This window comes from Nocardioides eburneiflavus (assembly GCF_004785795.1).
Classification (GTDB): Bacteria; Actinomycetota; Actinomycetes; order Propionibacteriales; family Nocardioidaceae; genus Nocardioides; species Nocardioides eburneiflavus.
The window spans coordinates 4,246,630-4,261,277 of the sequence record NZ_SRRO01000001.1 but is presented as its reverse complement, the minus strand read 5'-3'; the positions used below and the strand labels follow the sequence as shown (position 1 = coordinate 4,261,277).

The 14,648-nt window shown below is 71.1% G+C and carries 16 protein-coding genes; 10 read left to right on the top strand and 6 right to left on the bottom strand.

Features of this window, described 5'->3' with window-relative positions; genetic code table 11:
* The first annotated feature begins 47 nt into the window (after positions 1 to 47).
* Positions 48 to 2,177: an excinuclease ABC subunit UvrB gene (gene uvrB, locus EXE59_RS19995; protein ID WP_135840465.1), complete on the top strand. Its 2,130-nt coding sequence runs from the start codon at positions 48 to 50 to the stop codon at positions 2,175 to 2,177.
* A 10-nt stretch (positions 2,178 to 2,187) separates the two neighbouring features.
* Here the strand turns inward: uvrB and EXE59_RS19990 are convergent, their stop codons facing one another.
* Positions 2,188 to 2,706: a DUF1707 SHOCT-like domain-containing protein gene (locus tag EXE59_RS19990; protein ID WP_168218613.1), complete on the bottom strand. Its 519-nt coding sequence runs from the start codon at positions 2,704 to 2,706 to the stop codon at positions 2,188 to 2,190.
* Positions 2,707 to 2,783: 77 nt separating this feature from the next.
* Here EXE59_RS19990 and EXE59_RS19985 point away from each other — a divergent pair, with 77 nt between their 5' ends.
* Positions 2,784 to 3,341, top strand: a complete 558-nt coding sequence (locus EXE59_RS19985; protein WP_135840463.1) for a hemerythrin domain-containing protein — start codon at positions 2,784 to 2,786, stop codon at positions 3,339 to 3,341.
* Positions 3,342 to 3,355: 14 nt separating this feature from the next.
* Here the strand turns inward: EXE59_RS19985 and EXE59_RS19980 are convergent, their stop codons facing one another.
* A complete protein-coding gene (locus tag EXE59_RS19980) occupies positions 3,356 to 4,015 on the bottom strand; it encodes an ion channel (protein ID WP_246056931.1) in 660 nt (219 codons plus the stop codon).
* A gap of 66 nt (positions 4,016 to 4,081) precedes the next feature.
* On the opposite strand from EXE59_RS19980, the gene EXE59_RS19975 reads away from it, so the two are divergent.
* The 6 genes from EXE59_RS19975 to EXE59_RS19950 all read left to right on the top strand — a co-directional run bounded on the left by EXE59_RS19975 (position 4,082) and on the right by EXE59_RS19950 (position 9,336).
* A complete protein-coding gene (locus EXE59_RS19975; RefSeq protein ID WP_135840462.1) occupies positions 4,082 to 4,576 on the top strand; it encodes a hypothetical protein in 495 nt (164 codons plus the stop codon).
* A 10-nt stretch (positions 4,577 to 4,586) separates the two neighbouring features.
* The gene (locus EXE59_RS19970) at positions 4,587 to 5,105 is read left to right on the top strand and encodes a hypothetical protein (RefSeq protein WP_135840461.1); all 519 of its coding nucleotides are present in this window, start codon (positions 4,587 to 4,589) and stop codon (positions 5,103 to 5,105) included.
* A gap of 64 nt (positions 5,106 to 5,169) precedes the next feature.
* Complete coding sequence (locus tag EXE59_RS19965; protein WP_210429079.1) at positions 5,170 to 6,141, top strand: NAD(P)/FAD-dependent oxidoreductase; 972 nt, start codon at positions 5,170 to 5,172, stop codon at positions 6,139 to 6,141.
* A 75-nt stretch (positions 6,142 to 6,216) separates the two neighbouring features.
* Entirely contained in the window at positions 6,217 to 7,494 is a 1,278-nt protein-coding gene (locus tag EXE59_RS19960) for a glycosyltransferase family 4 protein (RefSeq protein ID WP_135840460.1), read from the top strand.
* The gene (locus EXE59_RS19955; RefSeq protein ID WP_135840459.1) at positions 7,481 to 8,224 is read left to right on the top strand and encodes a class I SAM-dependent methyltransferase; all 744 of its coding nucleotides are present in this window, start codon (positions 7,481 to 7,483) and stop codon (positions 8,222 to 8,224) included. Before EXE59_RS19960 ends, EXE59_RS19955 begins: the two co-directional genes overlap by 14 nt.
* A complete protein-coding gene (locus tag EXE59_RS19950; RefSeq protein WP_135840458.1) occupies positions 8,221 to 9,336 on the top strand; it encodes a prenyltransferase/squalene oxidase repeat-containing protein in 1,116 nt (371 codons plus the stop codon). Before EXE59_RS19955 ends, EXE59_RS19950 begins: the two co-directional genes overlap by 4 nt.
* Here the strand turns inward: EXE59_RS19950 and EXE59_RS19945 are convergent.
* From EXE59_RS19945 to EXE59_RS19935, 3 genes are read right to left on the bottom strand one after another with little or no spacing between them, the layout of a single operon-like run.
* Entirely contained in the window at positions 9,298 to 9,954 is a 657-nt protein-coding gene (locus EXE59_RS19945; RefSeq protein WP_135840457.1) for a class I SAM-dependent methyltransferase, read from the bottom strand. The genes EXE59_RS19950 and EXE59_RS19945 overlap by 39 nt on opposite strands.
* Before the next feature lie 18 nt (positions 9,955 to 9,972).
* Positions 9,973 to 11,277, bottom strand: a complete 1,305-nt coding sequence (locus tag EXE59_RS19940; protein ID WP_135840456.1) for an alpha/beta hydrolase — start codon at positions 11,275 to 11,277, stop codon at positions 9,973 to 9,975.
* Between the two features lie 30 nt (positions 11,278 to 11,307).
* Positions 11,308 to 12,048: a dienelactone hydrolase family protein gene (locus tag EXE59_RS19935; protein ID WP_135840455.1), complete on the bottom strand. Its 741-nt coding sequence runs from the start codon at positions 12,046 to 12,048 to the stop codon at positions 11,308 to 11,310.
* 132 nt (positions 12,049 to 12,180) lie between these two features.
* On the opposite strand from EXE59_RS19935, the gene EXE59_RS19930 reads away from it, so the two are divergent.
* Positions 12,181 to 13,137 carry a zinc metalloprotease gene (locus EXE59_RS19930; protein ID WP_210429078.1) on the top strand — a complete coding sequence of 319 codons (957 nt, stop codon included), beginning with the start codon at positions 12,181 to 12,183 and terminating at the stop codon, positions 13,135 to 13,137.
* Between the two features lie 61 nt (positions 13,138 to 13,198).
* The gene (locus EXE59_RS19925; RefSeq protein ID WP_135840454.1) at positions 13,199 to 13,855 is read left to right on the top strand and encodes a sulfotransferase family protein; all 657 of its coding nucleotides are present in this window, start codon (positions 13,199 to 13,201) and stop codon (positions 13,853 to 13,855) included.
* Here the strand turns inward: EXE59_RS19925 and EXE59_RS19920 are convergent.
* The gene (locus tag EXE59_RS19920; protein WP_135840453.1) at positions 13,846 to 14,490 is read right to left on the bottom strand and encodes a sulfotransferase family 2 domain-containing protein; all 645 of its coding nucleotides are present in this window, start codon (positions 14,488 to 14,490) and stop codon (positions 13,846 to 13,848) included. The genes EXE59_RS19925 and EXE59_RS19920 overlap by 10 nt on opposite strands.
* Between the last annotated feature and the right edge of the window lie 158 nt (positions 14,491 to 14,648).

The window sequence follows — 14,648 nt, the reverse complement described above, 5'->3', positions numbered from 1 at the left end:
CGCGAGCGTATGACGTCACTGTCGGTGCCTCCCCGTAGGCTCGACGCATGCGTCCAGTCACCGATCTCCAGCGCCGGGTGGCCCCCTTCAAGGTGGTCTCCGACTACCAGCCGTCGGGCGACCAGCCGGCCGCGATCGAGGAGATCGTCGAGCGGGTCAACGCCGGCGTGCAGGACGTCGTGCTGCTCGGCGCGACCGGCACCGGCAAGACCGCGACGGTCGCCTGGGTGACCGAGCAGCTCCAGCGGCCCGTGCTCGTGCTCCAGCCCAACAAGACCCTCGCCGCGCAGTTCGCCAACGAGCTGCGCCAGCTCTTCCCCGACAACGCGGTCGAGTACTTCGTCTCCTACTACGACTACTACCAGCCCGAGGCCTACGTCCCCCAGACCGACACCTACATCGAGAAGGACTCCTCCATCAACGAGGAGGTCGAGCGGCTGCGGCACAGCGCCACCAACAGCCTCCTGACCCGCCGCGACACGATCGTGGTGTCGACGGTGTCCTGCATCTACGGCCTCGGCACGCCCCAGGAGTACGTCGACCGGATGCTGCGGCTCAAGGTCGGCGAGGAGCACGACCGCGACTCCGTGCTGCGCCGGCTCGTCGAGATCCAGTACACCCGCAACGACATGTCCTTCACCCGCGGCACCTTCCGGGTCCGGGGCGACACCCTCGAGATCTTCCCCGTCTACGAGGAGCTCGCGATCCGCGTCGAGTTCTTCGGCGACGAGGTCGAGCGGCTGATGACGCTGCACCCGATCACCGGCGAGGTGGTCTCCGACGACACCGAGCTGCACGTCTTCCCCGCCACCCACTACGTCGCGGGCCCGGAGCGCATGGAGCGGGCCATCAAGGGCATCGAGCTCGAGCTCGACGACCAGCTCGCCACCTTCGAGAAGCAGGGCAAGCTCCTCGAGGCCCAGCGCCTGCGGATGCGCACCACCTACGACATCGAGATGATGCGCCAGGTCGGCTCGTGCTCGGGCATCGAGAACTACTCGATGCACATGGACGGCCGCACCCGCGGCAGTGCCCCCAACACCCTCCTCGACTACTTCCCCGAGGACTTCGTGCTCGTCATCGACGAGTCCCACGTCGCCGTGCCGCAGATCGGAGGCATGTACGAAGGCGACATGTCGCGCAAGCGCAACCTCGTCGACCACGGCTTCCGCCTGCCCAGCGCGATGGACAACCGGCCCCTGCGGTGGGAGGAGTTCGTCGACCGGATCGGCCAGACCATCTACCTGTCGGCCACCCCGGGCAACTACGAGCTCGACCGGGTCGGCGGGGTCGACAACGCCGTCCAGCAGATCATCCGCCCGACCGGCCTGGTGGACCCCGAGGTCGTGGTCAAGCCGACCAAGGGCCAGATCGACGACCTGATCCACGAGATCCGCGAGCGCTCCGACAAGGGCGAGCGCGTGCTGGTCACCACGCTGACCAAGAAGATGTCGGAGGACCTCACCGACTACCTCCTCGACGCCGGCATCCGCACCCGCTACCTCCACTCCGAGGTCGACACCCTCAAGCGCATCGAGCTGCTGCGCGACCTGCGGCTCGGGGAGTACGACGTCCTCGTCGGCATCAACCTGCTCCGTGAGGGCCTCGACCTGCCCGAGGTGTCGCTGGTCGCGATCCTCGACGCCGACAAGGAGGGCTTCCTGCGCTCCGACAAGTCGCTGATCCAGACCATCGGCCGTGCCGCTCGCAACGTGTCCGGCCAGGTCCACATGTACGCCGACAAGATCACGCCCTCGATGGAGAACGCGATCGAGGAGACCAACCGTCGCCGCGCGATCCAGGTCGCCTACAACACCGAGCGCGGCATCGACCCGCAGCCGCTCCGCAAGAAGATCGCCGACATCACCGAGATGCTCGCCCGCGAGGACGAGACCACCCAGGAGCTGCTCAAGACCTGGGCCGACGTCGGCCAGAAGGGTCGGGCAGGTGGCGTGAAGGCGGGCAAGTCCCCGACCCCGGCGCTGTCCAGGATCCACCAGGAGGCTCCCGACACCGCCGGCATCCCGAGCAGCGACCTGGCCGAGCTCATCCAGGAGCTCACCGACCAGATGAAGACGGCCGCCGCCGAGCTGCAGTTCGAGGTGGCCGCCCGCCTGCGCGACGAGGTCAACGACCTCAAGAAGGAGCTCCGCCAGATGATGGAAGCGACCAAGTGAGCGACAGCGCTCAGTCCTCGTGCCTCCGGATCCGGGTGCGCTCGCGCTTCTCCAGTCGCCGCGTCTCTGCCTCGATGATCTCGTCCTTCTGCCAGACCACCCGACCTGCGTTCAGGCCGGTGCCCAGCATGACGAAGAGGGGCCACGGGAACCCACCGTCGAAGCCGTCGCCGCCGAGGCTCGACGCCAACCAGATGACCCAGCAGATCAAGGACGCCGACAGGAACCCCCACGTGGCCTGACGGCGCTGGTGGGCGTACGCCTTCGCGGCGGCCCGCGGGATGTCCGTACGAGGCGCGCGGGCGACAGGAAGGTCCTCGACGAGTGGCACGAGGTCCCCGAGCATGCGGCTGGCGAGCGCGGCGTCGGTGCGCTCGTCGTACTCGGTGCGGGTGAGGCGTCCCTCTGCGAACGCCTCGCCGAGGACGGTCTCGATCACGGCGCGATCGCGGTCCGAGGCCCGGATCGTCCGGTTCGCCGGGTTGCGCGGGTCGTGGTCGAACTGTCGCCACACCTCGATCTCCGACACGTCGCCAGCATAGGCATGCCCACCCATCCGGAGGTGGGCGCTGGTCCCCGTCGGGGGCGCTCGCTAGCGTCGCCACCATGAGCACCCCCATCGACCTGGGCAGGCCGGTCTCCGGCGACGTCATCGACCTCATCCTCGAGGACCACCGCCGCTTCGAGTCACTGATGCGCCAGCTGCGCGACAGCTCCTCGGACCGCGACGCCGTGCGGCAGGCGCTCGCCGCCCTCCACGTCGCGCACGCCGAGGCGGAGGAGCAGCACGTCTACCCCAAGCTGCGGCGCAAGGACGCGATCACCGAGCACGAGGCCGAGCACGGCGAGGAGGAGCACGCCGAGGGCCATGAGGCCATGCTCAAGGTGCTGGAGCTCAAGGGCACCGACACCCAGGCGTTCGACGACGCCGTGGAGGAGCTCGCGACCGCGCTCAACCACCACCTCACCGAGGAGGAGCTGACGATCCTCAACCCCGCTCGGGAGGAGGTCGGCGAGCAGGTGCGCGCCGAGCTGGGAGTGGCCTTCGCCACCGAGCGCAACAAGCAGCTCGACGCCGGCTGCGGCAGCATCGAGAACGTACGCCGCATCGTGCGGGAGGCCGAGCAGGAGGGCCTCCTGGACGACGAGGAGGACGAGGCCTGACGTCGGCGTCCGGGTCAGCGCTGGCGCAGGATGGTCAGGCCGACCATGCGTGCCACGACCATCGCGATGTAGAACACGCCGGTCATCATCTCGACCATCACCACCGACCGCGCCTGGGCGCCCACGGCGACGATGTCCGAGAGCCCGACGCTCGTCAGGATCGAGAACGACAGGTAGAGCAGCTCGAACCAGGTCTGGTCGACGGCGCCGCTGCCGCTGCTGAACGAGCCCGGCCACACGACCTGGACGCAGGAGAAGAGGTACGCGAAGCCCCACGCGACCACGGTGAACGCAGCACCGGTGGCGAAGTACTCGTCGGTCGTGACCTTGTCGTCGTGGAGGAGGTAACGCAGCATCGCGTAGGACACGTAGAAGTAGAACGGCGTGTGCAGCACGCCGGAGAGCAGCACGACGACGTCCTCATCGGCGAACACGGGCTCGATCAACGTCAGCACCATGGCCGGCGCGCCGAGCAGCAGGATCACCCGGCTCGCCATGGGGGTGCGTCGGACCGCCAGGACAGCCGCGGCGACGGCCAGCATCCCGATGCCACCGAGGCCCGCGCGACCCACCACGGAGTCGTCGAGGAACGGCCACAGGAGCACCTGCAGCAGCTGCGCGCCCAGCAACATCGCGGAGGGGTGCTCGACGAGGTAGCGCAGCGGTCGGCTCACGATGACGCAGTCTAGGGACGCGCCGATCACCCGCACGGCGCCGCTCCGTTGGGCTAGGTTCGCCGCGTGGGCGTACGAGCACGGAACTGGGCGGCAGGCGGACTCACCGTCGTGCTGGTCGGCCTGCTCGTCGCGATCGGGCTCGTCGTCACCTCCCGCGACGCCGTCGACACCGAGCTGACTGCTGCGCAGCAGGACGCCGCAGCCGCGGCCCGCGCCGAGGCGCTGGCCTTCCTCACCGTCGACCACGAGGACATGGAACGGCTGGTCGACGCCGTGCTCGCGGGCGCGACCGGCGAGTTCGCCGAGCAGTACGCGGCGCAGCGCGAGACGCTGGTCCGCGAGGCCGTCCGGACCGAGGCCACCTCGGTGCCCGAGGTCGTCGCGCTCGGCGTGGGTGACCAGGACGAGGACTCCGCGACGGTCCTGGTCGCGGCCAACAGCACCGTGTCCAACACCGGTACGAGGGGCGAGGGACAGGTCCGCTACTACCGCCTGCGGCTCGAGCTCGTCCGCGAGGGCGACCGGTGGCTGACCGACAACCTCCAGTTCGTGCGGTGAGCGGGCCGTGGTGACGAGCAGGAGATGGATCACGGCCCTCGCGGTGCTGGTGTGCGCGGCCGCCGTCGCGCTCGTCTGGGTGCTGAGGGACCCCGGACCCGGGCCGGGGGCGGCGATCAGCAGTGCCGACGACCCCGACGTGTCCGTGGTCTCAGCCGCCGTGAAGGACGCCGTGCGCGAGCGGGCCGCTGAGGGTGCAGCCGCGGCGTACGGCTACTCCTGGGAGACCCTCGCCGAGGACAAGGCCGCGGCGAGGGCGCTGATGACGGCGGCGATGCAGGACCGCTACGACCGGACGATGGCTGGCGTGGCCACCTCGAGCCAGCGCGACCACACGGTGGTGTCCGCCGAGGTCGTCGACACCGCGCTCGTCACTGCCTCGGCGACGCACGCGCGCGTGCTCGTCTTCGTCAACCAGCGCACCTCGGGCGACGACCTGGAGGAGCCGACCCTCGACCTCGACCGCGTCCTCGTCACGCTGCGACGCGAGGGCGGGGAGTGGCGGCTCAGCGAGCTCGACGCCCTGTGACACACAGGCGGCAGCCGCGGACCGGCCCTTGTCGGCGGACCTCCCGACCGGAAGGATCCGCGACGTGGACGACGTGAGGACCGACCTGCTGATCATCGGAGCCGGCCCGACCGGCCTGTTCGCCGCCTACTACGCCGGCTTCCGTGGCCTGCGCGTGGCCGTGGTCGACTCGCTGCCCGAGCTGGGTGGCCAGATCACGGCCATGTACCCCGAGAAGGCGATCCTCGACGTCGCTGGATTCCCCAGCATCAAGGGGCGCGACCTCGTGGAGGGGCTCGTCGCGCAGGCCGCGACGGCCGACCCGACGTACCTGCTGGACCGCACCGCCACCACGCTCGAGCACGGTGACGACGAGGTCGTGGTCACCCTCGACGACGGCACCCGGGTCACGGCCGGGGCCGTGCTGATCACCTCGGGCATCGGCAAGTTCAGTCCTCGCCCGCTGCCGGCCGGCGAGGGATGGGTGGGTCGCGGGATGGAGTTCTTCGTGCCCAGCTTCGCGCCCTACGCAGGCAAGGACGTGGTCGTCGTCGGGGGAGGGGACAGCGCGTTCGACTGGGCCCAGCACCTCGAGCCGATCGCCGCGTCGGTGACGCTGGTGCACCGTCGCGACGCGTTCCGCGCCCACGAGCGCACCGTGGCGGCCGTCAAGGACTCGAGCGTGGAGATCATCACCAACGCCCAGGTCACCGAGCTGCGCGGCGACGGGCACCTCGAGGAGGTCGAGATCAGCGTCGACGGCCAGGAGCCGCAGCTGCGCAAGGCCCAGGCCCTCGTCGCGGCGCTCGGCTTCGTCGCCGACCTCGGCGCGATCCAGCAGTGGGGCCTCGAGACCCAGAAGCGGCACGTGGTCGTCGACTCCTCGATGCGGACCAACCTCTCGCGCGTGTTCGCCGCGGGCGACATCACCGACTACCCCGGCAAGGTCCGCCTGATCGCCGTGGGGTTCGGCGAGGCCGCGACCGCGGTCAACAACGCCGCAGTGGTCCTGGACCCGACCGCCCACGTCTTCCCCGGTCACTCGAGCGAGGCGTGAGAGCCGCGCGGTCGGGCGCTACCGACCAGTAGGCATAATGGGGGCTCATCGAGCGCCACCGAAAGGCAGACCAGAGTGCGCATCGCCATGCTGTCCTACCGCAGCAAGCCCCACTGCGGCGGACAGGGCGTCTACATCCGCCACCTGAGCCGCGAGCTCGTACGCCTCGGGCACGAGGTCGAGGTGTTCTCCGGCCAGCCCTACCCGGACCTCGACGAGGGCGTGCGGCTGACCAAGGTGCCGAGCCTGGACCTCTACCGCGAGCCCGACCCGTTCCGGGTGCCGCACCTGCGTGAGTTCCGCGACCTCATCGACGTCGAGGAGTTCCTCACGATGTGCGCGGCGGGCTTCCCGGAGCCCAAGACGTTCGGCTCGCGCATCGCGCGGCTGATGAAGGACCGCGCCGGTGACTTCGACATCGCCCACGACAACCAGGTCCTGGCGCCCGGCATCCTCGCGCTCGAGGCCTACGGCCTGCCCGTGGTGGCGACCATCCACCACCCCATCACCATGGACCGTCGCATCGACCTCCAGACGGCACCGACCTGGCGCAAGCGGATGACGCTGCGCCGGTGGTACGGCTTCCTCCGCATGCAGACCGGGGTCGCCAAGCGCTACCGCAAGGTGCTCACGCCGTCCGAGTCCTCGACGCGCGACGTCGCCCGGGACTTCGGCGTCGACCCTGCGCGGATGCAGACGATCCTGCTGGGGGTGGACGACGTCTTCGCGCCGCCGACCGCGCCGCGCGTGCCGGGCCGGATCCTGGCGATGGCCAGCGCCGACGCGCCGATGAAGGGCATCGCCACCCTGCTGGAGGCGTTCGCGAAGCTCGCCGTCGAGCGCGATGTCTCGCTCGTGCTCGTCACCCGCCCCGAGCCGGGCGGTCGCACCGAGAAGCTCATCGACCAGCTGGGCATCGAGGACAAGGTCAGCTTCGTCAATGGTGTCAGTGACGCCGAGCTCGTCGAGGTCATGGGCTCCGCCGAGGTCGCCTGCGTGCCGTCGCTCTACGAGGGCTTCTCGCTGCCGACCGCCGAGCTGATGGCGTGCGCGACCCCGCTGGTGGTGTCGCGTGCGGGCGCGATCCCCGAGGTCGTCGGCCCCGACGGCGAGTGCGCCGACCTGGTCACGCCCGGTGACGTCGGCGAGCTGGAGCAGGCGCTCGCAGCGCTGCTCGACGACCCGCAGCGGCGTACGGCCATGGGTGCCGCGGGGCGGGCGCGCGTCGAGGAGATGTTCAGCTGGCGTGCCGTGGCCGAGGCCACCGCCGCCGCCTACGAGGTGACCATCGCCGACTTCGCCGAGGAGCGGGGTCCGCGAGCGCAGGAGGAGAGCCACCGTGCTGACCGTTGACTTCGACCGGCTCGGGCTGCGCCCGGGCGACCGCGTCCTCGACATGGGCTGCGGCGCGGGTCGGCACGCCTTCGAGATGTACAAGCGCGGCGCCGACGTCGTCGCCTTCGACCAGGACGCCGACGAGCTCGCGACCGTGCGCGAGTGGTTCGCCGCGATGCGGGAGGCGGGCGAGGTTCCCGAGGGCGCCGAGGCCGACGTCAAGGAGGGCGACGCGCTGGCGCTGCCGTTCGCCGACGGCGAGTTCGACCGCATCGTCGCCGCCGAGGTCCTCGAGCACATCCACGCCGACGTCGACGCCATCAAGGAGCTGGTCCGCGTGCTCCGCCCGGGCGGCACGCTCGCGGTCTCCGTGCCCCGGTGGCTGCCCGAGATCGTCAACTGGAAGCTCTCCGACGACTACCACAACGCCGAGGGCGGGCACGTCCGCATCTACACGGCCGAGGAGCTCGTCGACAAGGTCACGAAGGCCGGACGCTCCAACGACGGCACGCCCGGCGACGCGATGGTGTTCACCGGCAAGGACCACGCCCACGGCCTCCACACGCCCTACTGGTGGATCAAGTGCGCGGTCGGCGTCACCAACGACGAGCACCCGCTCGCCAAGGCGTACCACAAGCTCCTGGTCTGGGAGATCATGGAGAACCCCAAGGCGCTCCAGTACGCCGGCAAGGTGCTCGACCCGCTCATCGGGAAGAGCATGGTGCTCTACTTCCGCAAGCCGGCATGACGCACGTCCTCACCCCGGCCCAGGTCGAGCAGACGGCCGCGACGATCGTCGCGATGCAGGAGCCGTCGGGCGCCATCCCGTGGACACCCGGCGAGCACACCGACGTCTGGAACCACCTCGAGGCGGCCATGGCGCTGATGGTCGGCGGTCGGCGGGAGGCCGCCGAGCGGGCCTTCGCCTGGGCCCGGGAGACGCAGCGGTCCGATGGTTCGTGGCCGATGAAGATCGTCGTCGGCGAGGTCGAGGACCACTCCGGCGAGACCAACATGTCGGCCTACGTCGCGGTCGCCACGTGGCACCACTGGCTGGTCGCGCGCGACGAGGCGTTCGTCCGGCTGATGTGGCCGACCGTCCGGCGCGCGCTCGACTTCGTGGTGTCGCTCCAGCTGCCGTTCGGGGGCGTCGCCTGGTCGCAGGAGTGGGCGGCGGGCCGGCCCGCGGCCGTCAACGAGCAGGCCCTGCTCGCCGGGTCCTCCAGCATCTACCACTCGCTGCGGGCCGGCGTCGCGCTGGCGGAGCTGGTGGGGGAGCCGCAGGTCGAGTGGGAGCTGGCCGGCGGCCGGCTCGGCCACGCGCTGCGCGAGCACCGCGACCGGTTCCTGGACAAGTCGACCTTCTCGATGGACTGGTACTACCCCGTCCTCGGCGGCGCGGTCCGCGGCGAGGCCGCCGTCGAGCTGCTCGCCCAGCGGTGGGACACGTTCGTCGAGCCCGGTCTCGGGATCCGCTGCGTGTCGACCAACCCGTGGGTGACCGGCGCGGAGACGTGCGAGCTGGCGCTCGCGCTCGAGGCGATCGGCGACCGGGAGCGTGCCCGCCGGCTGCTCGCCGACATGCAGCACCTGCGTACGGACGACGGGTCCTACTGGACCGGCTACGTCTTCCCCACGGTGCCGGGCGAGGAGGGCGTGAACTGGCCGGTGGAGCAGACCACCTACACCGCGGCCGCCGTGATCCTCGCCGTCGACGCGCTCACCGACAGCACGCCGGGCTCGGACATCATGCGCGGCACGACCCTGGCCGCCGACTTCGCGGACCTGCGCCCGTCCGACCTGGCGCTCGAGTGCGGGTGCTCAGACCGGGTCGCCGGCGTCGCCGGACGTACGGCGTAGCACCCGCATCGACCCGACCACCTCCACCTCGCTGAAGGCGCCGCTGGCCAGCGCCGGGAGGTAGATGTCCTCGTAGGGCGGACGACCGCCGTCGGCGGGGTCGGGGAAGACGTCGTGGACGACCAGCACGCCGTCGGCCTCCACCCAGCGCGGCCAGGTGCGGAAGTCGGCGCGCGCGGGCTCGACGCCGTGCCCGCCGTCGATGAACAGCAGCGACAGCGGGGTGCGCCACCACGCACCCACGGTCTCCGAGCGGCCGACGACCGCGACGACCTGCTCCTCCAGCCCGGCGGCGTGGATGGTGCGGCGGAAGGTCGGGAGCGTGTCCATCAGGCCCAGCGCGGGGTCCACGAGGGTCTCGTCGTGGTGCTCCCAGCCGGCCTGGTTCTCCTCGGAGCCGCGGTGGTGGTCGACGGTGAAGACGGTGCCGCCGACCTCGCGCGCTGCGCCTCCGAGCCAGATCGCCGACTTGCCGCAGTAGGTGCCGACCTCGAGGGCCGGCCCGTGCGGGAGGCGTACGCGGGCCCACCGGTGCAGCAGCTCGCCCTCGTCCTCGGGCATGAAGCCCTTGGCGGCGCGGGCGTGCGCGAGCAGGTCCGCGGACAGGTGGGTGGGCATCGACGGGTCCGGCACGGGTCAGCCGGCGTCCCGGTCGGCGTCGTCCAGCATCTCGATCCCCTCGGGATCGACGCCGCTGTCGGCCTCCAGGCCGTGACGCCAGGTGGTCCAGTGCCAGGTCAGGTAGCGGTCGACCGCGCGCACGGCGTACGCGCTGCGGATCGAGTGGAAGACGTCGAACGCGTGCTGGGCGCCCGGCAGCTCCGCGTAGACCACGGAGGCCTTCGATGTGCGCCGCAGCTCGGCGACGAACAGCCGGGCCTGGTCGACCGACACGAGCGTGTCGAGCTCGCCGTGGATGACGAAGAAGTCGGGGGCGTCGGGCGTGATGCGCAGGATCGGCGACGCCGCCTCGTAGACGTCGGGGGAGTCGGCCCACGTCGTCTGCATGATGCGCGGGCCGAGGAACGCGTCGCGCATCCCGATGGCGTTGGACAGGCCGGTCGAGCCGGCGAAGTCGTAGACGCCGTAGAACGGCACGGCCGCCTGCACGCTGGTGTCGGCGTCCTCGAACCCCGGCTGGAAGTCCGGGTCGCCCGGCGTCAGCGCCGCGAGCGCGGCGAGGTGCCCGCCCGCGGAGCCACCGGTGATGGTGACGTAGTCGGGATCGCCGCCGTAGTCGGCGATGTTGTCCTTGACCCACGCGATGGCGCGCTTGACGTCGACGACGTGGGCGGGCCACGCGTCGCGCGGGGACAGGCGGTAGTTGATCGCGACGCACACCCAGCCCTTGGCGGCCATCTGGTTCATCAGGGGCCGGCCCTGGTGCTCCTTGGCGCCGAGCGACCACGCGCCGCCGTGGACCTGCAGGAGCACCGGGGCGTCCTCGATGGCGTCCTCGCCAGCGGGGAGGTAGATGTCGAGGTGCCCGCGACGTCCGGCCTCGGTGTAGGGCAGGTTGCTGATGACCCGAACGGAGTCGTCGGCGAAGTTGAACGGCCGGGCCAGCCGCCGCCAGGGCGTTGCGAGGTCGGCAGGGGTGGGCACCTCGTCGAGCTGCTCGACGTCGTCGACGCCGAGCCCCTCGACGAGCGCGTCCTCGAAGCAGTCCTTCGCCCGGAGGCTCTGCCGGACCATGTGGGCCAGGCCGAGCGCGCTGGCCCCGGCGAGCGCGAGGCCCGCCTTGGCGCGTACGCCGCGCCGGCGGCCCTTCGTCAGGTGTGCGGCCGCGTCGAGCGCCGTCAAGGCGAGCATCTGGGGGGCCGTCTCGCCGAAGAGCCAGCCCGCGGCGAAGGACGGCACCCCGGCCCGCTGGTGGCGTGGCGGCCGCAGGGCGTTGGCGGTGAGGGCGGCGATCACGGTCTGACGGCTCAGGAAGCTCACGTGCCCAACCTACTCGTCGGTACGGCAGGGCTACCGCAGCCGCTCCCCGAAGAACTCCAGCACCGTGTCGACGGCGACCTGCGAGCGGTGCTCGGTCACGGTGGAGTGGCCCCGCCCGTCGAGCTCGACGCGGATGAAGGCGTCACCGATCAGGGACGCCAGCGTGTCGAAGCGGGTCCCGACCGACGGGTCCGAGGCGTAGCGGATGCCCAGGACGGAGCAGCCGTCGGCAGCACGCCGGCGTACGGCCTCCGCGTCGGCGGGGGACAGGTTGAGGTCGGCGGCCCGCCCGGGCAGCCCGATGAACGGCACGGCGGGCTGGCACAGCACCGGGGCCACGGTGGCGTCGTCCACCATCATCGCCAGCGCGAAGCCACCGGTGAAGCACATGCCGAGCGCACCCACGCCGGGTCCGCCGAGCTCGGCGTGGAGGTCGCGCGCCAGCGACCGCAGCCAGCCGGCGACCGGCGTCGTGACGCCCCGGGCGAGCTTGGTGAGCTCGCGGCTGACGCAGATCCGCGGGAACACACGGGCGACGTCGAGGTTGCTGAACTCACGCCCGACCGGGCCGAACAGGTGTGGCAGGAGGACCGTGTGACCGGCCGCGACAAGCTCCTCCCCGAACCTGATCACCCCGGCCGTCAGCCCCGGCAGCTCGTGGATCACGACGACGCCGGGGCCGACGCCCTTGCGCCAGACGGGGTGCGTCGTCGGGCGACCGGCGACGTCGGCGGTGTGCTCGCTGCGGGTCCAGGTCTCGAGTGCGTCCACGAGACGGAAATCTCGCAGCCGGGGCGCCTGACCGGAAGAGCGTGTCCACGAGATCGTGGTGCGGACCTGTCCTTCTTGCTGACCGCCCGGCTAGGTTGCTGTCCCCGATCTCACACAGACAGGACATCTCGGATGCAGCACTCCCGTTCCCTGCGTGGTCTCGTCGTGGCCGGCTCGATGGCGCTCGTCGCCACCACGCTGTCGGCCACCGCCGCGATCCCGGCCACCGCCGTGGCGATCTCCCCGAAGGCCGCCGAGTGCGCCGACGGCCACTCCGACGAGCACGGCGACGCCGCCGCCAACGCGCGCGTGCGCAAGGGCACGAAGGCCAACGAGCCGAAGCCCTTCGCCGGCACCGGCGAGCAGTACCTGACCCTCGACAACGCCTCCACCCTCGGCGCGGGGTCGGTGACGGTGCCGACCTGGTTCCACATCGTCACCCCGACGACCGCGACCCAGGCCGACCGCGACCGCCTCACCCGGCTCGCGACGGCGCAGCTCGACGTCCTCAACGAGGCCTACACGGGCCGTACGGGCACCCAGGCCTCCGCGGCGACGCCGTTCCGCTTCGAGCTCGCCGGTTTCACCTACCCGGTCGACGACGCCTGGTACACCGTCACGCCGGGCGGCGTCGAGCGGGAGATGAAGGCCGCGACCCGCCGGGGCGGCAAGGAGACCCTCAACATCTGGACCGCCAGCATCGGCGACGACCTCCTCGGCTGGGCCACGTTCCCGACGAGGAAGCTCAGCACCAACGACGGCGTGGTGATCCTCGACGAGTCGATGCCGGGCGGCACCGCCGGCAAGTACGCGCTGGGCGACACGCTGACCCACGAGGTCGGCCACTGGTTGGCCCTGTACCACACGTTCCAGGGCGGCTGCAACGGCAAGGGCGACCAGGTCGCCGACACCCCGGCCGAGGCCGGTCCGCAGTTCGACTGCCCGGTCGGCGCCGACACGTGCGCCTCACCCGGTGCGGACCCGATCCACAACTACATGGACTACACGCAGGACTCCTGCATGTACCAGTTCACCGCAGGCCAGGTCGCGCGGATGAGCGACGCCTGGAACCAGTACCGCGCCGCCTGACCCGCCGGGCCGCGCCGAGCCGGGCGCGGCCCGGCGCGGCCCGTGCGGGATGATCGGGCGCGTGATGACGTTCCTCGAGCTCGGGCCCGGACGCGACTTCGTGCTGCTCGCGATGCCGAAGACCGCCAGCACCAGCCTCGAGCGCGCGCTCGCGCCGTACGCCACGGAGGTCGTCGGGTCCCCGCCGGGCCAGAAGCACCTGCCGGCACGCGGGTTCGTCCACACCAAGGCCCCCGAGCTGGCGGCGCAGGGGCACCCGCGTGAGTCGTACGAGCTCGTCACGATGTTCCGCGAGCCGATCGACTGGCTCGAGTCGTGGTGGCGCTACCGGGCGCGCGAGGACAGCCGGCAGTCGACGGCAGACATGACCTTCGAGGAGTTCGCCCTGCGCTACCTCGCCGGTGACGGGGACGCGCCCGTACCGAGGGGCAGGCCGGCCCGGTTCGTCCACGCCCAGGGCGCGATCGGCGTCGACCGGATCTTCAGCGTCGCGCACCCCGAGGTCTGGACGGCGTGGTTCGGCGACCGCGTCGGGGCGCCACTCGACGTCCAGCGGCGCAACGCCTCCGACGCCGAGCGCGGAGAGCTCGCGTTCGCGACGCGCGAGGCGCTGGCCGCCCACTTCGCGCCGGAGTACGAGATCTGGCGACGGCTGGAGGCCACGGGGGAGTGGTCGGGCGCGCGGGGCACGCCGCTGGAGAACCCGCTTCAGTCGTAGGTGTAGCCGAAGATCTCGATGTCCTCGGCGTAGACCTCGGCGATCCGCTGCCGCGTCTCGTCGGTGTAGTAGTCGTGGTAGGTCCCGTGCTTGGACTTGTTCTTGTGCACCGGTGTCGAGGGCTCGAGCCCCAGCTGCACCTGCACCCGCTGGAGGTCCTCGACGAAGTTCTCGGTGCGGCCGACGAAGTCCACCTCGCGGCCGTGCTTGGGCGCGCGGAGGTAGGTGATCTGCGGGGTGCCGACGCGGGGCAGCTCCTCGGTGCCGCGCATCACGAACTCGTCGAAGCCGGAGTACGCGGCCGCGGCGCGCCACATGGCGTTGCCGTCACGCATCGAGCCGTGCTTGACGTCCTGCGGCTTGCCGCTCCGCGGACCGTGGCGGCGGTCCCACGCCGAGATCATCGAGTACCAGGAGACCATCCGCGCCCACGGGTTGCGCACGAAGCCGAACGTCCAGTAGTCGATGACCTGCGGCTCGGTCTTGATGATCTTGCCCAGCGTGGCGTGCCGGCCGATCGGGACGCGCGCCTTGCGGGCGTCGGGGCAGGCCTCCTTCACCGTCTCCTCGACCGACACCCCGCCGGTCTTGGGGACGTGGACGAAGAGCACCTTGCGCGAGTCGCTGATGAGCACGCGGCGAGGCTATCCCACGGCCGGCGCACGCCGGATCGGGCACGGGGTGGCAACTGGTCCAGACCAGCAGCGTGTGATTTGCCAAGGAAAATCGAAGGAATCCTCAAGAAAGGCGTGTCCGTGTGTGGCGGAGTCTGGGGGCCCGTACGTTCGAGCTC

Excerpts from the sequence above, each read along its gene's own strand:
- uvrB (WP_135840465.1), top strand. The coding sequence starts at position 48 with ATGCGTCCAGTCACCGATCTCCAGCGCCGGGTGGCCCCCTTCAAGGTG.
- EXE59_RS19985 (WP_135840463.1), top strand. The coding sequence starts at position 2,784 with ATGAGCACCCCCATCGACCTGGGCAGGCCGGTCTCCGGCGACGTCATC.
- EXE59_RS19950 (WP_135840458.1), top strand. The coding sequence starts at position 8,221 with ATGACGCACGTCCTCACCCCGGCCCAGGTCGAGCAGACGGCCGCGACG.
- EXE59_RS19945 (WP_135840457.1), bottom strand. The coding sequence starts at position 9,954 with ATGCCCACCCACCTGTCCGCGGACCTGCTCGCGCACGCCCGCGCCGCC.
- EXE59_RS19930 (WP_210429078.1), top strand. The coding sequence starts at position 12,181 with ATGCAGCACTCCCGTTCCCTGCGTGGTCTCGTCGTGGCCGGCTCGATG.